This is a genomic window from Halomonas sp. R57-5 (assembly GCF_900070345.1).
Lineage (GTDB): Bacteria > Pseudomonadota > Gammaproteobacteria > Pseudomonadales > Halomonadaceae > Vreelandella > Vreelandella ventosae_B.
Map to the genome: position 1 here is coordinate 3,899,758 of NZ_LN813019.1, position 24,283 is coordinate 3,924,040.

The 24,283-nt window shown below is 53.7% G+C and carries 20 protein-coding genes; 17 read left to right on the forward strand and 3 right to left on the reverse strand.

Annotated features, from left to right (window positions below; translation table 11 throughout):
• The first annotated feature begins 348 nt into the window (after positions 1-348).
• On the forward strand, positions 349-2,043 hold the full coding sequence (locus HALO_RS17915; protein ID WP_035577216.1) for a peptidoglycan DD-metalloendopeptidase family protein: 1,695 nt from the start codon (positions 349-351) through the stop codon (positions 2,041-2,043).
• 93 nt (positions 2,044-2,136) lie between these two features.
• On the opposite strand, the gene HALO_RS17920 is transcribed toward HALO_RS17915, so the two are convergent.
• Complete coding sequence (locus tag HALO_RS17920) at positions 2,137-3,774, reverse strand: L,D-transpeptidase family protein (RefSeq protein ID WP_035577213.1); 1,638 nt, start codon at positions 3,772-3,774, stop codon at positions 2,137-2,139.
• 106 nt (positions 3,775-3,880) lie between these two features.
• On the opposite strand from HALO_RS17920, the gene HALO_RS17925 reads away from it, so the two are divergent.
• The 10 genes from HALO_RS17925 (at position 3,881) to HALO_RS17970 (ending at position 16,643) form a co-directional block, all read left to right on the forward strand.
• Positions 3,881-4,603, forward strand: a complete 723-nt coding sequence (locus HALO_RS17925; protein WP_035577210.1) for a murein L,D-transpeptidase catalytic domain family protein — start codon at positions 3,881-3,883, stop codon at positions 4,601-4,603.
• 168 nt (positions 4,604-4,771) lie between these two features.
• On the forward strand, positions 4,772-5,896 hold the full coding sequence (locus HALO_RS17930; RefSeq protein ID WP_050713790.1) for a CZB domain-containing protein: 1,125 nt from the start codon (positions 4,772-4,774) through the stop codon (positions 5,894-5,896).
• 111 nt (positions 5,897-6,007) lie between these two features.
• Positions 6,008-7,027 (forward strand): patatin-like phospholipase family protein, encoded by a 1,020-nt coding sequence (locus HALO_RS17935; protein ID WP_035577207.1) that lies wholly within the window; start codon positions 6,008-6,010, stop codon positions 7,025-7,027.
• 343 nt (positions 7,028-7,370) lie between these two features.
• Positions 7,371-8,723 (forward strand): MFS transporter, encoded by a 1,353-nt coding sequence (locus HALO_RS17940; protein ID WP_050713791.1) that lies wholly within the window; start codon positions 7,371-7,373, stop codon positions 8,721-8,723.
• A gap of 329 nt (positions 8,724-9,052) precedes the next feature.
• Entirely contained in the window at positions 9,053-10,330 is a 1,278-nt protein-coding gene (locus HALO_RS17945; RefSeq protein ID WP_050713792.1) for a nitrate regulatory protein, read from the forward strand.
• Positions 10,331-10,460: 130 nt separating this feature from the next.
• On the forward strand, positions 10,461-11,147 hold the full coding sequence (locus HALO_RS17950) for an SDR family oxidoreductase (RefSeq protein WP_035577198.1): 687 nt from the start codon (positions 10,461-10,463) through the stop codon (positions 11,145-11,147).
• A gap of 139 nt (positions 11,148-11,286) precedes the next feature.
• Positions 11,287-12,279: an LLM class flavin-dependent oxidoreductase gene (locus tag HALO_RS17955; RefSeq protein ID WP_035577197.1), complete on the forward strand. Its 993-nt coding sequence runs from the start codon at positions 11,287-11,289 to the stop codon at positions 12,277-12,279.
• A gap of 23 nt (positions 12,280-12,302) precedes the next feature.
• Positions 12,303-12,797, forward strand: coding sequence for a GNAT family N-acetyltransferase (locus HALO_RS17960; protein WP_050713793.1), 495 nt, complete (start codon positions 12,303-12,305; stop codon positions 12,795-12,797).
• 353 nt (positions 12,798-13,150) lie between these two features.
• Positions 13,151-14,815 carry a methyl-accepting chemotaxis protein gene (locus tag HALO_RS17965; RefSeq protein ID WP_035577195.1) on the forward strand — a complete coding sequence of 555 codons (1,665 nt, stop codon included), beginning with the start codon at positions 13,151-13,153 and terminating at the stop codon, positions 14,813-14,815.
• A gap of 163 nt (positions 14,816-14,978) precedes the next feature.
• Entirely contained in the window at positions 14,979-16,643 is a 1,665-nt protein-coding gene (locus HALO_RS17970; protein ID WP_050713794.1) for a sensor domain-containing diguanylate cyclase, read from the forward strand.
• A 29-nt stretch (positions 16,644-16,672) separates the two neighbouring features.
• Here HALO_RS17970 and HALO_RS17975 read toward each other — a convergent pair whose 3' ends face one another.
• Entirely contained in the window at positions 16,673-17,227 is a 555-nt protein-coding gene (locus tag HALO_RS17975; RefSeq protein WP_035577194.1) for a DUF1415 domain-containing protein, read from the reverse strand.
• Positions 17,228-17,331: 104 nt separating this feature from the next.
• Positions 17,332-18,018, reverse strand: a complete 687-nt coding sequence (locus HALO_RS17980; protein ID WP_035577192.1) for a GntR family transcriptional regulator — start codon at positions 18,016-18,018, stop codon at positions 17,332-17,334.
• A gap of 178 nt (positions 18,019-18,196) precedes the next feature.
• Between HALO_RS17980 and HALO_RS17985 the strand changes: the two genes are divergently transcribed.
• From HALO_RS17985 to HALO_RS18010, 6 genes are all read left to right on the forward strand, one after another.
• Positions 18,197-18,781 carry a chromate transporter gene (locus tag HALO_RS17985; RefSeq protein WP_035577190.1) on the forward strand — a complete coding sequence of 195 codons (585 nt, stop codon included), beginning with the start codon at positions 18,197-18,199 and terminating at the stop codon, positions 18,779-18,781.
• Positions 18,778-19,308: a chromate transporter gene (locus tag HALO_RS17990; RefSeq protein ID WP_050713795.1), complete on the forward strand. Its 531-nt coding sequence runs from the start codon at positions 18,778-18,780 to the stop codon at positions 19,306-19,308. Before HALO_RS17985 ends, HALO_RS17990 begins: the two co-directional genes overlap by 4 nt.
• A 124-nt stretch (positions 19,309-19,432) precedes the next feature.
• The gene (locus HALO_RS17995; protein ID WP_231896745.1) at positions 19,433-20,413 is read left to right on the forward strand and encodes a Bug family tripartite tricarboxylate transporter substrate binding protein; all 981 of its coding nucleotides are present in this window, start codon (positions 19,433-19,435) and stop codon (positions 20,411-20,413) included.
• 72 nt (positions 20,414-20,485) lie between these two features.
• The gene (locus tag HALO_RS18000) at positions 20,486-20,956 is read left to right on the forward strand and encodes a tripartite tricarboxylate transporter TctB family protein (RefSeq protein ID WP_035577186.1); all 471 of its coding nucleotides are present in this window, start codon (positions 20,486-20,488) and stop codon (positions 20,954-20,956) included.
• A gap of 15 nt (positions 20,957-20,971) precedes the next feature.
• Positions 20,972-22,486 (forward strand): tripartite tricarboxylate transporter permease, encoded by a 1,515-nt coding sequence (locus tag HALO_RS18005; RefSeq protein WP_050713796.1) that lies wholly within the window; start codon positions 20,972-20,974, stop codon positions 22,484-22,486.
• 47 nt (positions 22,487-22,533) lie between these two features.
• A complete protein-coding gene (locus HALO_RS18010; protein ID WP_035577181.1) occupies positions 22,534-24,141 on the forward strand; it encodes a gamma-glutamyltransferase family protein in 1,608 nt (535 codons plus the stop codon).
• Positions 24,142-24,283 lie beyond the last annotated feature (142 nt).

Genomic DNA, 24,283 nt, shown 5'->3' on the forward strand with positions numbered 1-24,283 from the left:
ACACTTCCGCCCATGCTTGTAAAATGCTTGAGAATAACCGCTGGCAACAGGCGAAAAGGCGTCCAACGCCCGCCCAAATACTCGACATCTCTTATAGGTAAACCTTAAAAAGCTTTGTTTTCATCTATCGTTAACATCAGCTATTTAGTTAGCACGCCTTATCGGTTACATTTGTTAGCAAACACTGTTTATAAATAGTGATTTGCGTTTATTATTATCATTTTCGCATTTAATTACATTTTATGTATAGGCATACAGTCTATGCACCCCTGCCTTCATCGGGTATGGTTTCTGGGTTTATTCACTTAATAGTTAATTTTAATCACGAACTCGGCGGTCCATTTACCCATGTTGCGAATCCTCCATTCGCTGCCTCGCACGCATAAATTATTACTGTTACCCGTGGCCACAATGGTCACCGTGCTGGGCACACAAAAATTATTGACGACATACCAAGATTTAAATCAGCCACAGACACCACTTGAAAGCGTGCTGGTACCGCTTCCAAGTGATTCTACTCCGGGCGTTCCTTCCCTGCGTCAAGAACGCACCCCGGTGGCAGATGCGATCGACCGCGCCTCACGCGCCCTCGACGCCACCCGCGAAAACATCCCCCTCAGTGAACTCACCGCAACCGAGATCGTTGATCTTGACGTCATTGCTAGCGCAGAAGCCGATATGGCGGTCCAACCCGCCTTGGGTGGCGATGCCACGGCACTGAATACTGCCGCACTGACAGGTGGCGGCCTTGATGGTGGGGCGCTGCATATGGCGATTGTGCTGGGCACGCTGACCAGCGGTATGCTGGATGTCGATCACGACGACTCCTCCGTTGAAATTGCCGATGCCACCTCTTATGAGGACTACGGCATTGAGCTATTCGATGATATCTCGTTTCTTAATTTAGAGCTGGCAGCTGAAGAGCCGTTTGTGCCGGAGTGGGAAACGCACATTGTCGAATCTGGCGAAACCTTCGCGGTACTGGCACAGAATGAATTAGGCCTTGGTTACAGCGAAGTGATGGCTCTGCTTGAGGATTTACCCGATCAGCGCTTGCTAACGAACTGGCGCGCCGGGCACAGCTTTGATTACCAGCTGGATGAAGATGGGCGTTTGTTATCGCTACGCATGATGAAAAACACCCGTGATGGCATATTGTTGGAGAAAGATGCAGACCACTTCGCCATCACCACAATTGAACGCCAGGGCGAGCCTGTTCAACGCCTCTATGCAGGCAGCGTCAGCGGTAGTTTCGCGCGTTCCGCTCAGGCGACAGGCTTGAACAGCGGCTCGGTAACAGAGCTGACAAAGCTGCTTGAGAAGAAACTCGATTTTCGGCGTGACAGCCGTCGTGGCGACCGCTTTCAGGTGCTGGTTGAGTCAGACATGATCGATGGGGAAACGCTGGATTCCCGCGTATTGGCGGTTCATTACGACGGCGAACGCATGGACTTAACCGTTGTACGTAATGCCAGCGACGATAATTTCTATACGCCCGAGGGTGGTAGCCTGGACCCTGCCTTTGCCCGCCACCCGTTTGAGGGCAGCTACCGCTTAAGCTCTAGCTTCAATCCTCGGCGCAAGCACCCGGTCACTGGTCGCATCAGCCCCCATAACGGCACTGACTTTGCCATGCCTATTGGCACACCGGTAACGGCTCCCGCCAATGGTGTCGTTGAGCGTGTGAGCAACCATCACGCCGCTGGTCGCTATGTCGTTATCCGCCACGACAATGGCTACCGGACGCGCTACTTGCATCTCTCCCGGCCGTTGGTTGAGCAAGGTGAACGAGTGACCATGGGCGAGCGCATTGCCCTTTCAGGCAATACAGGCCGTAGCACTGGCCCTCACCTGCACTATGAAGTCATCGTTAACAACTCGCCTGTGAATGCGATGACCGTCCCTCTGCCCGAAAACACCAGTTTGAGCGGCGACACGCTTATTGCCTTCCAAACCCAGGCCTCACCGATACTGGCTGCACTGGAAAGCGGCGAAACAGGGCCGGTTAATGTGGCTAACTATCAGCAGGAAAGCGACGACTAGCGCTTCGCTACGCAATAACGAGCGCTTATAAGTAACGCACCGCCCTCGGGCGGTGCGTTACGTTGGGGTGCACTATTTTAACTTTGCAGATGCTTAAACCGGACGCCGCAATGCGGCCAGTAGCGTTGCATCGCGGCGGTAGATGTCAGGCCTAAACTCCACCTCGCCTTCGGCATTCGGCCACGCGGTTAAGTAGTGCAGCGCAATGGGAATACGCTGGGTCAAACTCACGTTGCGATCGCTCCCGCCACTCAATAGCGTACTCATTTGGTAACGACTGCCGGTGTCTTGCAACAGCATCTGGGCTAGCTCAGCCACACCTTCAACTCGAATACAGCCCGAACTGAGCGCGCGCTGTTCACGCTGGAATAACCCCCGCGCGGGGGTATCGTGCAAATAGATCATGTCATCGTTGGGAAACCGCACCACGACACGGCCTAGCGGGTTACCTGAGCCCGCCACTTGACGCAACATAACGCCGCCCGGGCGCTGCCAATCAATCTCCTCAGCAACCAACTGCTCACCCGACAGACTAATCACCTGGATGTTTTTACGCGCCAAATAATCGATATCGGCACGTACCTGGGGTAACACATCCTCACGCATAATGGTCGGCGGGATCGTCCAGGAAGGGTTAATGGTTAAATGACTGATCGTGGAGTGGATAATCGGCGTCTCACGGCGCGATGAACCGACCACCACCCGGGCATCCCAATGCTGGCCGTTAGGCCGCACGTAGTGCATCCGGTAGCCCGCAATGTCGACCCACACCCGTGGTTCGGCAGACTGCATCGGACGAATCCAGCGCGCGCGCTCTAGATTGACCCGTAGTTGGTCGATTCGCGCCGCCACCGAAGTGTTCAAGGCCAAACGGGTTTGCTCACCCACCACGCCATCTTCCTGCAGCAGATGGCGGCGTTGAAAACGTCTCACAGCGGCCTCTAGCGGTGCGTCAAAGGTGCGACGGTTAGACGCCGCCTGCACGCTAATCATTGGATAAGCACTACCGTCGGCCACCTGCAACTCCGCCTCCCCCCATAGCGCTAAACGTTGGCGCAGCACGCTTACATCGTCGGCTTCGTCACCTGGGCGCAGCGACTCATCCCGAGCGTCTAGATAGGGCACGCTGCCCAAGTTAGCCAATTGATAATGCTGCTTCAATGTAGCGCGCAACTGCTGATATTCGGCGGATGAGGGCCGAGCTAACGCCATGGCGTTTTCAAGCTCACGGTCATCGACGGCATGCACAACCCGCAGCAACGAGTAGCCACGTTCAGGGCGCGGCGCATCCCACTGGGACTCGACATCACGCGGGTTCACCTTGCCGCGCTCTAAATGATCCAGCGCCAGCAGCAGCGACCGAGTCGCTTTAACATCAAACGACGCCTGGGCGGCTTCATCACCGGCCTGACTGCGCTGAAACTCATCCAGCAGCGTATCAGCGTGGTAGTCTTCGGGTGCCAGACCATCAATTGCCAAGCTATTTAGCCCAGCGACCAATGACTCAACCGCCACTGCCGACTGCCAGGCGGGCTGACCATCGCGCAGCTGATAAAACTCAGCGATGGGGAGCCGATGCGCTTCCACCGACGAGCTTAACTGCTGGGCTAGCGCCTGTTGTAGCGGCGCTGAATCCGCATACACAGTGCTGATGCCTAAAGGGCTGTGGGTAAGCGTTAGACCTAGAGCGACCCCTATCGCCCATCGTCTTAGTGGCAGTATCTCGTTCATCGCCCTCTCCTTGCGTTACTATAGTCTTCCACATCGCCGACCCTGTTTTTTTATCTTAGTCGGCTAATCTTCATAATGACTGATATTGCTTGTAGGATCGACTTTTATGGCTCTTCGATTAAATGTTGCCTCGTTATTATTCACCTTACCTTTTACATTATTTACATTACCGCTACACGCTGCCAGTTTCTTTGCCCAAGTTGATTCAACGCCACCCCGCGGCGTATTGCCTTTAAACCACCAGTTGCAGCAGCTCGCCCCTCAGGCATCACCCGAGGCACTGCGCTTAGCCGCTCAAGCCCTTAACTGTGCCGAACCTAATGCCGAGCGTCTGGCAGTGATCGATTACTCCCTGCCGTCTACCGAGCCGCGCCTATGGGTGTTTGATTTGCGCCAGCATAAGCTGCTCTTCGAAGAGCTGGTCTCTCACGGCCAAGGCTCCGGTGACGCCCAAGCCGAAACGTTTTCCAACACCCCCGACAGCCACCAGTCCAGCATTGGTCTATTTCGTACTATGAACAGCTATTATGGCCGCAACGGCTATTCGCTACGACTAGAGGGACTGGAGCCCAATGTTAATGACTTGGCGTTCGAGCGCGCGATTGTGATCCATGGCGCTGACTATGTGAGTGACGCGTTTATTACCCAAACCGGGAGGCTCGGGCGCAGCCATGGCTGCCCGGCAGTACGTGAAGACGTGACGTACCCGCTGATTGACAGTCTAAAAGAGGATCAGTACGTGTTCGCTTATTATCCTGATGCCGAGTGGCTTGCCACCTCAGCCTTTCTAGGCTGCACAGCTGCCGCCGCACAGCTTGCCCGGCGCTAATGTCCGGGCYTTTAATAAGCATAAGCGTTAACAACCTCAGTCTTGCAGGCAACCAATAGCTCATTTTCATCATTCACGGCAGCTAAATCATGCGCACAGCGGAACTCTCTGCAATACTTTGTGACAAATCAACACAAAACGTTGCTATCTGCCGTAGGTGTCTCTGCCATGTTCACCTTTATGCACCCATATCAAAAAATTCATCGCCTGGAACAGGAAGTCGCCGACTTACGCGCTCAGCTTGACGCTGCTACCCCGTCTCCCAGCTGCCGCCTGTTAAGCCTGATGAAACCAGCGCACTCCATCGGCATGCTGCAAGCAAGAGGAGCCGATATGCTGGCTTCTCTGAATAGCGGCATTCAAGAGTACGCCGACCAGTTGGCGGGTGAGCGCGCTACTCTAACGGAGACAGTTAATTTGATTGCCGCGGCTGAACACGCGATCAATGCCCTTGATCAGCGTTGCCACGACACAGAGCATGCCGAAGCGTTACCCCCGTTAGTCCTCGCCAAAACCTTACACGCCCTAAGCCAAATGCAGGTCGGTCTTGCACGCAGTGCGGGCCACGCCCAAGCGCTAGCGGTTAGCACGGCGCTCGAAACGGCCCATAGCCAAGGTCTACTTGGCAGCACTGACGCCGCAACCCAGCCATCGCCGGGGTTAGCAGCCATTGCTGATGACGTTCACCGCTTAGCACTTACGATGCATCGATTGAGCCACCAMCTCAGCCTGCTGATGGAACAAGTGAATTGCCAGGTAAGAGAGCACTCACGGGCCGTGGTGAAAAAGCGCTTGGCTGACGATGAGATTGCCCTCTCGGCGCAAACAGCCAAGCAGGCAGTGCATCAACTGGCTGACCAATCCCAGCATATGCACAAGGTGATTCATCACAGCGCCACCGCTGCATTTTTACACTCCGCTAAGCTTGATCATGCGGTGTGGAAGTGCAGACTTTATAAGCAGCTACTGTCTGCCAACACAGACACTCCCTTAGAGGATCACCACCAGTGCCGTTTAGGCCGCTGGCATCAACAGGGAGAGGGTTACCAACGCTACGCACGCAGCGACGCTTATCGAGCGCTAGCGGCGCCCCATCGTCGTATGCACGACAGCGGTGCTGAAGCACTTAAGTTTGCCCGCCTGGGCGACCGCAATGGCCAACTGGCTGCCTTAGGCGTAATGGAAGAGGCCAGCCAGCAGCTTGCCCGGCAGCTGGACAAACTTATGGAGCACGCCATATTCGAGGCGCCCTACTCAACCAGCCATCGCTCTCCGCTAGCAGGGGCGCCTTAAGCGCCCATCATAGAGCTGCCCGCTAAAWAGCCTTTCGTCTTCTCTAGCTGCCTATGCCATGCTGTTTCCACTGCAATCACTATTCCCACTAGTGACAATAGGAAAAAGCATATGGCACAGGTCAAAAAGCTAGACCTCGCGTTACAAGGCGGCGGCGCTCACGGAGCCTATACCTGGGGTGTCATTGATCGCCTACTGGCCGATGATCGTATTGAAATTGAAGGTATCAGCGGTACCAGCGCCGGAGCGATGAACGGCGTGGTGATGGCCGATGCGCTGACACGAGGTGATAAAGAGACCGCTCGGCAAGCACTGCACGATTTTTGGCAAGCAGTGAGCCGAGCAGGCATGGCCAGCCCCATCCGCCGCTCCCCCATGGATATCTTAACCGGCAACTGGAGCCTGGATCACTCGCCCGGCTTTGTTGCCATGGATCTGTTAAGCCGAGTGGCCTCCCCCTACCAACTCAACCCACTCAACATAAATCCGCTGCGCGATATCGTGGCCGATCACATTGATTTCGAGCGGGTGAGACAATGCCAGCAGCTCAAGCTGTTTGTGGCAGCCACCAATGTACGTACGGGCAAACAGCGCGTGTTCCGTCGTGAAGAGATGAGCGTTGACGCCGTGATGGCCTCCGCCTGCTTACCCTTTGTGTTCCAGGCGGTGGAGATCGACGGCGAAGCGTATTGGGATGGTGGCTATATGGGTAATCCAGCGCTGTTCCCTCTCATGGAAGAGTGCAGCGCGCGGGACATCCTGCTGATACAAATTAACCCTATCAGCCGTAATGAAGTACCTACCTCAGCGTCGGCGATTATGAACCGCCTTAACGAGATCACCTTTAATTCAGCACTGATTAAAGAGATCCGCATGATCGCACTACTTAAGCACGCCCTTGATGAGCAGGGCATTGAAAACTGTTATCAGCAGGCTCTGTTCCACCGCATCAGCGGTGAGCAGGCGCTTGAGGAGCTCTCGGTCTCTAGCAAATCCAATTCCGAGTGGCCTTTTCTATGCCATCTATATGAGCAGGGCCAAGCCGCCGCCGAACGCTGGTTATGCGAGCACTTCGATGCCATCGGTAGCCACTCCACACTGGATATAGACGCCGTCTATTTACATGAATAACCGGCGCCATAAACCACCATTGTTAAAAACTCCTCTAGCACCAAGATGCCGCAAAACCAGCACTGCATGCCCAATCATGCAGCATACTGTTGGCCTTTCAATTCTCACATGCTTAGCAAAAATAAATTAACATTTTGATTTTTATCAACAAACAATCAACTGGCAAACTACCTGCATAACTCCTACCAGTGGTGGTAGGCGTGGACCAGGCCCAACTGGGTACGAGTGCGTCGAGCCTGACCTTCAACGATGAAGGCATGTTCTCGTCAATTGTTTGCGTAACGCGCTAACTCGTTTGCGTTGCGTAGCGATCAACTCGTTTTATGCCCCGTGAGGCCATCCCATGGACATACGCAACAAAGCCAACCGCATTCGGTTATTCAATTTCTCGACCCCTCAAATGCGCGCTTTCCACTTTTCATGGTTCGCGTTTCATATCTGCTTTTTCGGCTGGTTCGGCATCGCCCCTCTTATGGCGATTGTTCGCGAAGACCTTTCGCTGACTCAAACACAAATCGGCAATACGATTATCGCTTCAGTGGCGATTACCGTCATTGTGCGCCTTGCGATTGGCGTACTGTGCGACCGCATCGGCCCGCGTAAAACCTATACCGGGCTACTGTTGCTAGGTGCTATCCCGGTGATGGGCATTGGCTTAGCCGACAGTTTTGAAACTTTTCTATTGGCACGCTTAGCCATAGGGGCGATTGGCGCCTCCTTCGTCATTACCCAGTACCACACCTCGATGATGTTCGCCCCCAATGTGGTTGGCACCGCCAACGCTACCAGCGCGGGGTGGGGCAACTTAGGTGGCGGCACTACACAAATTCTGATGCCGCTGATCTTCTCCGGCATGCTGATGCTGGGCGTTAACGAAGCCTTTGGCTGGCGCCTGGCAATGATGGTACCTGGTGTCGTGATGTTCTTTACCGGTATTGGCTACTGGTTCTTCACTCAAGATGCGCCCAATGGTAACTTCAGCGAACTTCGCGCACGCGGCGAATTGCCTGAAGCCTCGGGTGAAAATGGTGCCGCGCAAAGCTTTCTAGCCGCCGCCAAGGATATCCGTGTTTGGGCGCTGTTCGTCGTTTATGGCCTCTGCTTTGGCGTGGAACTCACGATCAACAACATTGCCGCCATCTACTTCTTCGATAAGTTTGATCTCACCCTGGCCACCGCTGGTCTGATTGCTGGCTTGTTCGGGTTAATGAATATTTTTGCGCGTACCCTTGGGGGCGTTTTCTCAGMCCTTTTCGCCAAGCAAGGGGGATTGAAAGGACGCGTTCGCTGGCTGTTTATTGCCTTGGTTTGCGAAGGTATTGCCTTGGTGGCATTCTCACAGATGCACGTGTTAAGCCTTGCGATAGGTATCATGCTGGTGTTCAGCCTGTTTGTGCAGATGGCAGAAGGCGCTACCTACGGTGTGGTGCCGTTTATCAATAAAAAAGCCTTGGGGGCCGTCGCGGGTATTGTTGGTGCTGGCGGTAACGTGGGCGCAGTAGGCGCAGCATTTTTGTTCCGTAGTGAAAGCCTAACGTATCAACAAGGCCTGTTCTATTTAGGCCTCACGGTACTGGTGCTGGCCTCCTGTGTGTTGCTAGTACGCTTTAGCGATGCAACCGAAGCAGAAGAGGCCAAAGCCTACCGCGACGCGGTGGGTGATGACGTAGGCGCAGGCGCTCTGTCGTTACGTTAAACGCTTTCCAGTACAGTCGCGTACACTCCCATCTCGCTACTTAGCAGTATGGGAGTGTATTCATTTAGGGTTATTCGTCATCTAATGTGGATTTAATAGTAACCGGCACATTTTGTGCTTCACGGTTCAGACAGAAACCACCAAGCCAACTGTCTGTTGKGGGAGGCCGCTTCCAGCGGGCGAAGGTACCCCGGTGTTGTCAGGCTGGCAGCCTAAACGGTCGCGAGCTAAAGCTACCTCCCACAGGTCAACTGTCAGGCTGACAGAAATAATTCCATACCGAATGACGAAGAGCCTCATTTAGGTGGCAAGCCACTAAGGAAATTTCTATGTCTTCAGCGCAGCAACTGCTCTTAACCGCCATCCGTTGCGATATCGACAACCTTACCCACCTTGCCACCACCGCCGATATAGTCGGTGATATTAGCCGCTTTATTCATATGCTCCAGCGTGAACGGGGCGCCTCGACGATTTACCTTGTCTCCCAAGGTCAACGCTTCAAAACCCGCCGCGACACCTACCGGGAGCACAGCCAGCAGGCTGAGACATTAATGCGCCAACGGCTGGAAGCGCTCAGCGAGGAGGCTCGCCCTCAGGCCGCCGCGCGCTTACTGCGCCGGATTGCTGCCGTTTGGTACGCCCTAGACGAACTTGGCGCGCTTCGCCAGGCCATCGATACCTTTGCCATCACGCCCGATGCGGCGACACAGGCATTTAACCAGTTAACTAGCGGGCTGCTGGCCATTGTGTTTGAGGCCGCAGACACCTCTATAGATCCTGATATTACCCGCACGCTAGTGGCCATTTTCCACTTGATGCAGGGCAAAGAGCTGGCTGGCCAGGAACGCGCCTGCGGCGCTTTTGGCTTTACCCATGGCCACTTCGACGAGCCCCATCGCGCGCTGCTCAATCAACTCATGGCAGATCAACAGCGCTGCTTTGACMCCTTTGTCGAGTTCGCGACACCTGAAGCGCAGCAGGCCTGGCAAAAGGAGCTTTCACCACGCACGCTGTCAGGTATCTGCCAACTGAGAGACACTGCCTGCCAGCGCTCATCGACAACGCCATCACCCTCCAAAGAGACACCTGATACGTTGGGTGAAACCTGGTACGAATTGACCACCCTGCGTATCGACTCAATGAAAAGGGTTGAAGATGCGCTGATCTCACAGCTGAGCGTACTGTGCCACCGCAAAATCGCCCAAGCGCAAGACGCTTTAGAGAAAACTAAAACGCAGCCTTGTACTTATGCACCTGCGCCGTGCGAACAACTGCTGGCGCTTAATGATGGGCAACCGTTAGGCGATCTGACCGCCAACGCCCTCACCTCACCATTAGGCCGCTCGCTAATTGAACTTACCCAAGCCCAGGCCAGCCGTTTGCAGGGGCTTAGCGATGAGTTGGAAAATACCCGCAAAGCGCTGCGTGAACGCAAACTGATTGAACGCGCCAAAGGGCTGATCATGGCCCACCAGGACATGAGCGAAGAAGAGGCCTACCGCTTTCTGCGTAAAACCTCGATGGATCAGAGCAAAAGCATGGCGGATATGGCCCAAGCAATACTGGATCTCTCAGCGATGCTAAAGCGTAAAGATGCTAAAACCTAACGCTGATGGGCATTCCCGTTAATGATTAATGAGCAGTGCCGTACCTGGCGGATCAAGGGATGTTTGCAGGATGGCATGAGGTTAGCCATGCTTAAGACTTAACTGTCTAAACGAGCAAGGAGCGCACCCCATGCATAACGGCGTGCTATTAATTACCGGCGCATCCAGCGGCATTGGCGCAGCCACCGCCCGAGCAGCCGCACGTGAAGGCTACAAACTGGTGCTGGCCGCCCGTTCTAGCGACAAGCTCACCGCACTTGCTCAAGAGCTGGGGCCGGAAAACGTGCTGACCTGCGAGCTAGACGTGACCAACATGGAGCAGCAACAAGCCATGGTCGAGCAGGCACTGGAAACCTTTGGTCGGCTGGATGCCGTCTTTGCCAACGCTGGCCGTGGCGGCTCACCCGGCGGCTTTAGCGAGGCTGACCACAACGCATGGCGTGAGATGATCCTTACCAACATCTACGGCGTGGGCCTCACTATCCAGGCTTGCTTGCCTGCCCTTAAACGTAGCAAAGGCCATGTGTTATTAACCGGTTCAGCGGCAGGCCGCACGACTATTCCAGGCTCTATGTATAGCGCAACCAAATGGGCGGTCACGGGAATCGGCTACAACCTGCGCGAAGAGCTCCGCGGTACAGGCATGCGCGTCACGCTGATCGAACCGGGAATGGTCGACACGCCCTTTTTTGATGAACCCCCAACACATGCCTTAGAGGATCGCGACATTGCCAATGCGGTGGTTTACGCGCTTGCACAGCCTGCCCATGTAGATGTGAATGAAATTCTTATTCGCCCCACCCCGCCGCTTGAGTGAATGTTTATGGTGCAGCGAACACCACCTGCACAATCCACACCTTGCAATTCACCTGCACTGGCCGCATAACGTGTAATTACCAAGCGCGCTAAGTAATTTTTTCACTCTACGCGCCCACGAATTTATTTGCAGGTGACCCATGAGCCAACTCGCTTCCACGGCACTTTCCGTCCTCGACCTGGCACCTATTCGTCAGGGGGGCAGCGCCGCTGAGACCTTCCGCGATAGCGTTGCCCTTGCACAATTAACCGAGCGGCTAGGCTTTACCCGTTACTGGCTCGCTGAGCACCACAATATTGCCGGTATCGCCAGCGCCGCCACCGCGGTACTGATTGGTCATATTGCCGGACAAACGTCCACTATCCGCGTAGGTAGCGGTGGCATTATGCTGCCTAACCATCCGCCGCTGGTGATTGCCGAGCAGTTCGGCACCCTGGAAACGCTCTACCCTGGCCGTATTGACCTGGGCTTAGGGCGTGCGCCGGGCTCGGATGGCGCCACCATGCAGGCGATGCGGCGCAACGCCCATGCGGGGGTCGACGATTTTCCACAACTGCTTAACGAGCTGCGCAGCTACTTAGCCGATGCAGAGCCCCAGCAGCGCGTGAAAGCGGTGCCTGGCCAGGGTACCCATGTGCCTATTTGGTTGCTGGGCTCCAGCGGCTACAGCGCACAGCTGGCGGCTAAGCTGGGCCTACCCTTTGCGTTTGCTGCTCAGTTTGCGCCGGGTTATTTATTTGAAGCCCTGCGCTTATATCGCGACAACTTCCGTCCATCGCAACACCTCGACAAGCCCCACGCCATGGTCGGCCTACCGGTGATGGCCGCAGAGAGCGACGCGATGGCTCACTACCTGGCCACGACCGCGCAGCAGAAGTTTTTAAACCTGATCCGCGGCAAGCCAACTCAGTCACAGCCACCGGTTGAGCAACTGGATTGGTCCCCGGTTGAGCAGGCCCAAGTCAGCCAGTTTTTAGGCGCGGCGATTATTGGTGGGCCAGAGACGGTGAAAGCGGAGCTGGAGGAGTTCCAAGCGCGCACTGGCGCCGATGAGCTTATGATTAATAGCGATTTTTATAACCACGCTGACCGCCTGCGTAGCTACGAAATTGTGGCTGAGGCAGCCCGTTAAGCGCTTCGCTGTACAGGATACTTATGACCACACTCGCTTTCTCTCCAATGACGGATGACGATTTTGCTKCTTTCTGGCCAACTTTCMAAGCCATTGTCGCAGCGCAAGAAACCTATGCGTTTGATCCCGATATCAGCTTTGAAGCTGCCCGTCAGCTATGGTGTAAAACGCCTAATGCGAGTGTGGTTGCCAAAGATGAAAATGGCCAAGTGCTGGGTGCCTACTACTTAAAAGCCAACGCGGCAGGCCCTGGTGGCCATGTATKCAACTGTGGCTATATGGTCACCCCTGCCGCACGGGGCAAAGGCGTAGCGCGTGCCATGTGTGAGCACTCCCAGCAACAGGCACGCGAACTAGGGTTTCTAGCCATGCAGTACAACGCCGTGGTAGCCACCAATGAAGTCGCCGTCGCCTTATGGCAGAAACTTGGGTTTAGCATTGTCGGTACCGTTCCTAATGCCTACCGTCATGCGCACCTTGGGTTTGTCGACACTTATGTGATGCATAAGACACTTTAACCGTTACGTTTAAGGTAACGATTGAAAGCACTGGCTTGAGTTAGGGGTTTACGCTCCTAATTCAGCCTTTGTTTCTTCCCTCCTTTACTCTACCCTCTTTCACTATAGAAATTAAAGCCCCTCTTTTAATCATCGAAAAAGCCTAAAAGCTTTTATTTTAAATAAAACTTAATACAAAAACTCTTCAAATAGCAAGCAAACATTTAACTATACAMCTTTATCGTGATTAAGCATTTAAAAATATAATACATTAAAAACAGCTTAATTAACCCGCCAGCTTACCAAGCAATTGGTACCTTTTAAAACTCCCCTAGACACCAATTCAGGTGCGGGGAGTATTAGGAGAAGTATCAATGCAAAATATATCAGTTAAGAGAGTGATTGCTGGCGCACTGATTGTGCTTTTAGCCATGCTTATCATTTTGGGTGGCATGGGCGCCATGGCAGAACGCGAAGGTGCACAGCTGCTGGCAGAAATTAATGAGATCAGCGCTCAACAAGCGAGTGCTGCTAATCGTGCAGAAACAAATCTAATGGAAATGCGGGTCAGGCTAGAGCGCATGTCACAGCACTACCGCAATGGCAACGAAAACTATGCTGAGCGTGCGCTAGGAGAAGCGCTGGTGGGTTTGGAGAACTCCGACCAGCGTATTGCAGAACTTACTCGCCTTGAACTCCCAAGCGATTCTGATCGTCGCCCGCTAATCGATGCAATTGTCGATAGTTACAACCTTATTGTCACTGACACCTTACGAAGTGATTTAGCCAATGAGCGTTATGAGGCACTGGACGAATACCGTGATCCCATGAATCAGAAGTTCTCCGGCTTTAGCACTGCGATCAGTAATTTTAATGACTATGCACTGAGCAGAGGCAACCAAGTTCTCTCAGAAGCACAGCGCGACAGCATCATTTTTGGTATTACCGTAGGCGTTCTCACTTTAACCGCGATTGTGCTCTATATTGTGGTACAAATAATTATTAATCGGCTCGTTATCAGCCCCCTACAGCGGGCAGTCAGCATTTGCGAAAACATTGCAAAGGGGGATTTGACCAGCCATATCGACGACCTAGGGCGTAACGAGATCGGTCGCCTTTATAGCGCCATGGAGGATATGCAAGAGCGTCTGGAAGAGATGATTGGCACACTCAATCAAAGTAGCGAAGCCGTCGCCTCTAGCTCCAAGCAAATCGCTAGCGGCAGCCAAGACCTCGCCTCACGTACCGAGCAACAAGCTGCGGCTTTGCAGCAAACTGCTGCGAGTATGGATGAAATTTCATCGATTGTGCGGCAGAACGCGGATACCGCTGGTCAAGCACAGCAGCTAACCCAAGACGCAGCACAACAGGCGAATACCGGCAAACAGGCCTCTGAGCGCACTAGCCTACTGATGCGCGAACTGGAAGAAACCTCACACAAAGTCAACGATATTGTGCAGGTGATTGATTCGATCGCCTTTCAAACCAATATTCTGGCGTTGAATGCGTCGGTGGAAGCTGCCCGGGCAGGCGAACATGGCAGAGGGTTTGCAGTGGTGGCCAGCGAAGTCCGCTCATTAGCCACAAAAACGTCCACCTCTTCGAAAGAAATACGCACCATGATTGAAGATATCTCGCAGCGTATTGTGGTGGGTGCGGAACAAGCAGCGAAAAATGGCCATGATATGGCGGAAATTAACGAAGCAATTCGTAAAGTGACGGAAATGATGCAAGAGCTGGCTCTCGCCGCAAAAGAGCAGGAGTCGGGCATTAGCCAAGTGAGTACGGCAGTTTCTCAAATGGATTCCGCCACTCAGGAAAATGTTTCGTTGGTTGAAGAAACCAGTACGGCATCTGCATCACTCCAGGATGAAGCCACCCGTCTGGCCGAGTTAGTCACCACCTTCAAACTGAAGCGCGTGACTAATAGTGGTGCGGAAAGCCCCGCTGTCACTAGCTCGCAGCAGAAGTTTGCAACTACTCGCGCTTATCCATCTAAACAATTGCCTAGCGCCACGCCCGATTGGGAAGAGTTTTAGGCCACACTTCGGGGCCAGCTCGGCTGGCCCTTTTGCCACTGAGTTGCCACTAACGTTAATAAAAAATAACAACCAGTTAAATGCAAATATCGACAGAATAAGGTACGTTTTCCTACATAATGACAATTAAGTAAGTCACTCCTTTCCTATGTAATGGCAAATTATGTCTGTTGATACTTGGTTGTTTTCACGCTTCTCGTTGCGCTCTCGGTTTATTGCCCTGATTGCCACATTGGTGTTTGCCACGACGCTGCTACTGGGCTGGGTGGCATCGCGTGAATCAGCACAGCAAATGGAAGCCAATATTGGTAATGCAGCCTCTGAAGCCGCCTATCAAATGGTGGATAAGCTGGATCGCAGCATGGACGCACGCATCAAAGAGGTAAAACTCCTATTAGGTATGCAGGCGCTCACTAATGACACCACTACTAGCGCTCTACGGGAGCAGCTAGAGCGCCTGCAAGACAACCACAACGTCGTTTCGTGGATTGGCTTTACCGACCCAGAAGGTACTGTTCAAGCAGCTACTGGAGGAATTTTAGAAGGCGTTTCGATAGCGCAAAGGCCCGTATTTATTGAAGGACGCGAGGCACTCTGGATAGGCGATGTTCATGAAGCAGTGCTACTCGCTCAACTACTGCCTAACCCCAGCGGCGAAGAGCTTAAATTTGTCGATATTGCCACTCCAGTGTATGACCGCAATGAGGAACTCCAGGGCGTTCTGGCGGTACATTTGAGTTGGGAGTGGGCCGAATATATTCAGCAATCCATGTTTTCGCCCGCTAAGCAGCGGCAAGATAACGAAATACTACTACTTTCAGCCAATGGTACCGTACTGCTCGGGCCAGAGGCACTGATGGGAAAACCGTTAGGCAGCCTTGAACACCTACCTAGCCCTACCAATACATCGCCACAATGGGCCATTGAAACCTGGCCCAATGGCGAGAAATTTGTCACCGGCTATGCGCGCAGCAGTGGCTTTGAGGACTTTCCTGGATTGGGATGGATAGCCATTACCCGTAACCCCGTCGCATCAGCCTTTGCCCCTGTAGAGCAGCTTCAGGCAGCCATTATGGGCATAGGCATTCTACTGGCGCTGCTATTTGCAATGATTGGTTGGGTGATTGCCTCTCGAATGGTGGCTCCTCTCRCCCGCTTAGCCAGGGCCGCCGATCAAATACAGGAGGGTGAGCACGCCGATTGTATTCCCCCGGAAAGCGGCTCTCCTGAAATGAAACGCCTATCGACCTCTATGCGTAACATGGTTAGCCGCTTGCTGGATCAACGGCAAACGATCCATCGTTTGGAGGATTTAGCCAATACCGACCCGCTAACAGGCCTGCCTAACCGTTCGTTTCTTAATCAATACCTGCAGCTGGCCATCCCAGAGGCTGAAAGAAACCAGCAAAGCATGGTGGTGATGTACATCGACCTGGATGGTTTCAAACAGGTCAACGATGAGCTCGGCCACCACGCCGGGGATCTGCTGCTCATTGAAGTCACTCAGCGGCTGAAAAACGCTCTGCGCAGTGGCGATGTGGTGGCACGCCTGGGTGGCGATGAATTCGTCATGGTACTTAAAACCAAGCCAGAACACCTGGAAATGCTTACTCACGAGGTTAGTAGGCGTTTACTTACTGCTATCGCTCAACCGATTTTATTACCCGAAAATAAGCGCGCTCACGTGGGCTGTAGCTTGGGCGCTGCTTGGTGGCCGCACCACGGTTTGCATATTGAGACGGTGCTAAAACTTGCGGATAGCGCCCTGTACGCAGCCAAAAGCAAAGGTAAGCACCAGCTAGTGATTCACAAGCCTGAGCCCTTTTAATTTCAAACCCAGGCCATAAAGCTCAAACGCTAGTCCTTCATATCAAAACAGTGCTGCAACTGCTGCTCAGCGGCTTCGCTGCCCATTGCCGTTAACTTAGCAATATTGCGCTTAGGGATAGCGTCGGTATCGCCGTAAAACTCAATCGCTTTTTCGACGCTCTCTTCGCGCAGCAGATGCACCATGGCATAGGGGGAGCGGTTGGTATAGTTAGCGGCGTCATCCGGCTCAGCACCGTCAAAACAGTAATCGGGATGGAAGGTAGCGAGCTGATAGATCCCTTCATACCCCTGGTCGACCAGGATGCTCTCGGCCAGCTCAACAAAATCCAGATAGTGATCAAAGCTTTTGAACAGCGTTGGAAATACCAGCAGCGTGGTTTCTGTTGCTGGGTGCTCGTCCAGCCACTGCACCTCGACCATTAACTCCTCAAGCGCCACTTCGATTTTCTTGGAGCGCACGACCTCAACGCGGACAGCTTCGCGCGAGAGCTCCCGCTGAGCGAACGGGCAAATATCATGCGCTACAATGAAGGTGCGCACCCAGTTCAGGGTTTGCACCACTATTTGGTTGTCTGCGTGCATAGCACCCTCTTTACTCCATTAGGTCGGCTGATAGCCAACACACCGCGGGCGGCAGTTTATCAATGGTTAACAGCTAATGTGTGTGACTAATGCTTCTTTACGCACTATACGTGCTCTTGGTAACGCTTCAGGGCGACTTCGTAAGATTTATGAATATGGTCATCCATTAATTCTCGCGCCATTTTAGCATCACGCTGCAGTGCCAGCTCCACGAGTTGATGATGCTGTTCATCCAGCTCCTGGCGAATCGTCGGCATTTTTGGGCCCAGACGCCGGTAGCGGTCAAATTGATCATGCAACTGCTCAATAAAGCGTAGTAACCAGACCGACCCACACGGCGCCACCAACGTACGGTGAAACTGGGTATGCAGATGCTCCCACTCCTCGCCTTTATCCAAGGTAATATCGGCCCGTTTCAGGCGATGCGCGGCGGCCAACAAATCGGCCTCCCAAAGCGAGTCGCCGTTAGCGATAGCCCGCTCGAGCGCCATTCCCTCCATTTCCAAGCGCATCTGAGCAATATCGTCCAGCTCATCACGCGACAACTTCGGCACCCGAAAGCCGCGCTGGTTCTCCTGCACCAGCAATCCATAGGCCGCCAGTTTATTGAGCGCTTCACGTAACGGGCTTAAACCGACCTGATAGCGATCTTTAAGCGCATTGATCGCGAGCTTTTCGCCGGCAACAAAACGCCCGCCGACTAAATCTTTGCGCAAATTATCAAATACACGGCTTGATGCTGTCCCGGCTAGCCCAGCTGGCCCTGCTGACTTAGGTAAAGAATTATTCATGACGATGTCCTTTATGCATCTCAGCTCCCGCTGTCCATTCCGTATCCACTGTTGACGTCGGATCGAGCACTACCTATATTCTATTTTAGACAAGATAATCGATTTTTTAATCTACAAACGATAAATAAGGCTCGGGTATGCTTTTAATCTCCTCATCGGCTTTACGGGATATGCGTCCATGAAACCACCCGCCGTTACCTGGCAACTGTTCTGGGCCTTTTTCCGTATCGGCATTTTTGGTTTCGGCGGCGGTCCAGCCATGATTCCTTTAGTGCGCGCCGAAGTCGTCACCCGCCACCACTGGCTTACTGATGAAGAGTTTGCCGATGTGCTGGCGATTGGCAATACCTTACCCGGCCCTATTGCGACCAAAATGCCCGGCTACATTGGCTACCGCGTAGGCGGCGTAATCGGCTGTATCGCCGCCGTTATTGCCATCATCGTGCCAATGATCGTGGCGATGATTGTTATGTTAGGCATTTTCAGCCGCTACCGCGATGTGGCATGGATTCGCGGTATGGGCCAAGCGGTCGTGCCCGTGGTCATGGTTATGATGGCACAGCTCACGTGGGATTTTTTTGATAAATCCCAGGCTGCCTTAGGCTGGCTGGCAAGCGCCATAATGGCAATCGTGGCCGCTGGGCTAATTTACTGGCTTGGTATTCACCCTGGCTGGGTGATTGGCGCCATTCTCGTTGCCGCCCTGCTACGCCCCTCAGGCACTAAACCTTCGGGAACTAAAAAAGCGGAGGGGCGCGCATGATTTATTGGGATCTCTTTTTAGCGTTTTTTATCCCTAACATTATTGGTTACGGCGGTGGCCCAGCGATTATCCCACTGATTGAGGCCGAGGTGGTGGGCCGCTATGGCTGGATGACGTCCCAGGCCTTTKCTGAAACATTAGCCTTAGGCAATGCGCTACCCAGCCCCATCGCCACCAAAATGGCAGGCTATGTGGGCTATGAAGTAGCCGGGGCTGGTGGCGCTTTCATCGCCGTGGCCGCCACCGTGATCCCCACATTGCTCTTGATGCTAGGCGCACTGGGGCTGCTGTACCGCCACCGTGACTCACCCCGCGTTAAGCGCATGAGCCAGTGGGTTCGCCCAGTTATCGCCATGATGATGGCCTGGCTGACCTTGGGGTTTCTGCTCGAAAGCCTCGACAACAGCGGTGCTATCCACACGCTGGTTATTGGTGTAGTGGCGGCTATTGCACTGATTCGCTTCAAAACACATCCCGCCTTTGTGGTCATGGGCGCCCTGGTTTATGGAGCCTTACTTCTCGGCTAACACCCACTTGCAGGTGCTTTTGCAAGACAACAAGAACCCGACAACGGGACCACGCGCTCACAACGTCGCCGCAGTAAAGGCGGCATCCCACAACACCAACCCTAATCTATAAAGGTGTATAAGAATGACGCGTTCAACATTTACTCTAAGCACTACATTAGCTGCCATCGGACTTGCGTCTAGTATGGCGTTCACCACCACGGTACAAGCTGACTATCCTGAGCAGGATGTACGCTTGATCATCCCGTACGGCCCGGGGGGAGCAACTGACATACTCTTCCGGCTGATTTCTCAGGAAGCCGAAAAGAGCCTTGGAGAGTCCATCGTTCCGGTCAATATGGCGGGTGCAGGGGCAACATTAGGGTCACGTAACGTAAAAGATGCTGACCCCGACGGCTACACGCTGCTGGGCAGCCACGACACCATTGCGCTTTCAAAACTAGCGGGCMCCGTCGACTACTCATTTGATGCCTTCGAACCCATCGCACTGCTCACCCAAACCATCAATATTCCCACCGCCCATGCCAATCATCCTGTGCAGAGCGCCGACGAAATAGCTGACTTTGTTCGCGAAAACCCAGGCCAAGTGCGTTTCAGCATGATCCCCAGCTCCACTGACCACTTCTTCTGGGCGCAGTTCTTCCAGGAAACGGGCATCGATATGGCAGATGTACGCTTAGTGGGTTACCCAGATACCGGAGAGCAGGTATCGGCTCTAATGGCGGAGGAGGTTGATTTCGCAATGTTCAACCTTCCCTCGGGCGGCGCGTTCTTTGAGGACGGCACCTTCCGCGCTCTAGGCATCGCTCATCCGGAGCGTCTCGATAGCATGCCGGATGTGGCCACCCTGCGCGAACAAGGCATTGAGATGGATCACTCCACTAGCCGTGGTATTTTTGCTCCCAAAGGCACACCTCAAGAAGTTCTCGACACCATCGCTGATGCATACGAGCAGGCTCTTGAGAATGAAGAGGTACAAAGCCGTATCGAGAATGAATTTGGCTCTGTGGTGAGATTTCTAGCGGGTGATGATTATCAAGCGTTCTTGGATGACAACGAAGCGGCCCTCTCTGCTGCTGCCGAAAACATCGATTTCCAGAACTGAGGACGCATCCCTCTAGCCCTCGTAGCTACTTGGGCTAGCTACTTGGGCTAGAGCCATCCGGAGGCATCGCTAATGCTTACACTAACGAAAGACCGCGCCTTGGCGCTGGTACTGCTCTTGATTGTGGCCGTCATGTGGATGGAATCAGGCAGCATTGCGCCTCCTACCAGTTGGCAGCCCTATGGGTCGGCGCTGTTCCCACGCATTTTATTGGTAGTGATCGGGGGGCTGTCGTTAATGATTTTGGTGCGCTCATTATTAGTAAAAGTGCCTGAGCGTGCGGGCGCAAAACAGCTTCTCACAGATTGGTTTAAGAGCCGACGCACTATAGTCGCGCTATTCCTACTGTTTGGACTTTATGCCGCGTTACTCCCCTTAGTGGGTTATATCGCGGCCACGATAGGTTTCTTAGTCGCCTCTCTTGCCCTGTTGATGGGCACCAATACACGACGCAAGTGGATCATTAATCTCACTCTCAGTTTCACCCTGACGCTGGTGATTTTTGTGGTTTTCCGCTTCGGCCTGAATGTATGGCTGCCTTAACCTGTGGAGTAAATAATGACTAACTTTTTCCTCCAGGCGCTCGCGGAGGTCGGCACGCCATCGGTTTTGGGCCTGATCGTTATCGGAGTGCTGTTTGGGATTATTGGCGGCAGCATTCCTGGTTTCACCGTCACCATGGCCATCCTGGTGGTCTTCCCTTTCACTTTTGCGATGGATCCGGTGAGTGGGGTCTCGTTGATGGTCGGTGTGTTTGTGGGCGGCTACTCAGGAGGAATTGTATCGGGCGTAATGCTCGGCATCCCCGGCMCTCCCTCCTCCATCACTACTGTTTATGATGGCTACCCCATGGCGCAGAAAGGCGAGCCTGGCCGTGCATTGGGGATTGGTGTTGCAGCTTCGTTTTTAGGCACCTTGATCAGCGTGGCGGTGCTCGTCTTTTTCGGGCCGCTGATTGCCAGCTTTAGCATGAACTTTCGTCCGTGGGAGATCACCGCACTGATTGTGTTCGCCCTAACGCTTGTGGCGGGGCTCTCCAGCGGTGCACTACTCAAAGGCCTGATGGCCGCGGCTTTAGGGCTTTTAATCACTACTGTGGGCTATGACCGCAACAGCAATCTGCGCTTTGATTTTGGCCTACCCGCACTAGGTTCAGGGTTTGAAATCCTACCGGTGATGATTGGTATTTTTGCGTTCTCACAACTACTGGGCAATATCGAAAAGCTAAAAGATGAGAAGAGCGGTGCCCAAAAAATCGATACCAATGTAACGATTCCCTACGGCCAAATACTCAAAGATATGGCGGGGCAAAAGCTCAATACGCTGCGTTCTTCTTTAATTGGCAGCTTGGTGGGCGCGCTACCTGGCACGGGTGGCACCGTGGCGAACTTCTTGAGTTACGACCAGGCTAAGAAATTCTCTCGACATCCTGAAGAGTTTGGCACCGGCACCCCGAGTGGCATCGTGGCATCTGAAGCCTCAAATAGCGCGGTGGCGGGTGGCGCTTTTGTGCCCACACTGGCGCTGGGGATACCCGGCGATTTGCCTATGGCGATCATGATGGGGGTACTGATTCTGCATGGCATTACGCCAGGGCCAATGATGTTTGAACAAAATCCGGTATTGGTCGGCGCCATTTATGCCAGCCTGCTGATTGGCGCGGTTGTCATGGTACTTTGCAACCTACTGCTGGTGCGCTGGTTTGCCAAAATATCGCTGATCCCCCAACAGATCCTCGTCCCCGTGGTGCTAATGCTGTGTGCCATTGGCGCCTACGCCTTGAATAACAACCTGTTTGATATCTGGGTGCTATTCATTTTCGGAATCATCGGCTACCTGCTCTGGAAGGCGGAAGTACCGCTCACCCCGCTGATACTTGGCGTAGTGCTTGGCGACAATCTTGAGCGCCAACTATTCCGGGCCTTAGAACTTAATGAAAGCTGGTTAACGTTCTTAACTCGGCCTCTCTCTGCGCTTTTCTTAGCATTAGCTGTCGCTTCTATTCTATTTTCGCTCTATCAAGATCGTAAAATTCAGCGCTTAAAGAGCGCCAGTCAGCAAGAGAACATTTGATGCGTAAATAAGTTTAGTCAACAACATTCTTTTAATAGGAAACTGTTATGCAACAAGACGCACTCTACTACCCCAGCGCCTCGCGCCGAATGGCAACCTTCGGTAAGCGTGGCATGGTGGCGACCTCACAACCGCTAGCCGCCCAGGTGGGCATTAGCATATTGCAGCAAGGCGGCAATGCGATTGACGCTGCCATTGCTACGGCAGCTGCATTAACCGTGGTTGAACCGACCTCTAATGGAATCGGCAGCGACGCCTTTGCCATTGTCTGGGTCGACGGCAAGCTACATGGCCTCAACGCCAGCGGCCCTGCCCCACAAGCAGCCACTATTGAAGCACTTAAAGCACTTGGCCACGACGCTATTCCTAATCACGGCATGCTGCCTGTCACAGTGCCTGGCGCCCCGGCTGCCTGGGCGGCGCTGTCTGAGCGCTTCGGTAAGCTGCCGTTTGCAACGTTGTTAGCGCCTGCGATTGCATTGGCCGATGAGGGCTTCCCGGTATCTCCCGTGATTCATCAGATGTGGAAAGAAGCTTTCAACACCTACTCGGCTTACGACGAGACTGCCTTCAAACCCTGGTTTGATACTTTCGCCCCCGAAGGACGAGCACCGGAAGCAGGCGATCTATGGCGATCTGAAGGCCATGCAAAAAGCCTAAAAGCGATTGCTGATACCCACGCCAAAGCCTTTTACGAGGGCGAGTTGGCCGAGGCCATTGACGCTTTTTCCAGGGAGCATGGCGGCTTGTTACGCAAAGAAGACCTGGCCGCTTATCAGCCAGAGTGGGTTGACCCGATTAGCGTGCGCTACAAAGGCCACGACATTTGGGAAATCCCACCCAATGGCAGCGGCATGATTGCACTACAAGCATTGGGGATGCTGGAGCACCTGGGCGAAGCGGGAGGCGATCAGGTCGAAATCCTGCACCGTCGTATTGAAGCTACCAAACTGGCCTATGTCGATGGCTTTGCCCACATTACCGATCTCGACGCCATGCGCCCAAGCATTGCGCAGATGCTTGACGATGAGTACTTAAAATCTCGTGCCTCACTGATCAACGAGCAGGCCGTTGACCCCGTACACGGCAACCCAATCAAGGGGGGCACCGTTTACCTGGCAACCGCAGATGATGAAGGCAATATGGTGTCATTCATTCAAAGCAACTTTAAAGGCTTTGGTTCGGGCATGGTAGTGCCCGGCACTGGCATCAGCCTGCAAAACCGTGGCTGGTCGTTCTCGCTTGATCCGCAGCATCCTAATGCCTTGGCGCCAGGCAAACGCACTTATCACACCATCATTCCAGGCTTTATCACCAAAGATAATCAAGCCGTTGGGCCTTTTGGTGTGATGGGCGGCTATATGCAGCCCCAGGGTCATGTGCAGGTAGTCACGGCCATGCTTGAAGATCAGCTCAACCCTCAGGCAGCGCTCGATATGCCACGCTGGAAGTGGACCAAAGGCAAAACCATTGAAGTCGAAGCCGACTTCCCCAACCACTTAGCCCTGGCGCTGGCCCGCCGCGGCCACGACATCGTCAAAGTTGCTGATTCCATCAGTTTTGGCCGTGGCCAAATCATTCTGCGCGCCCCTGATACAGGTGTACTGCAAGGTGGCACCGAGCCGCGCACCGATGGGGCAGTATTGCCTTGGTAAGTCGTTTATCTGGCAAGATCCTGCCCCACTAAACGTTATCCGCCGCGTTGCCGTTGAAGGCAACCGGCGGTTGTTATCTAGCTATCCTTACTCAATCCCCGCATCATGGCAGTTCCCTTATGCTAGGTAATCGCCCGTCATT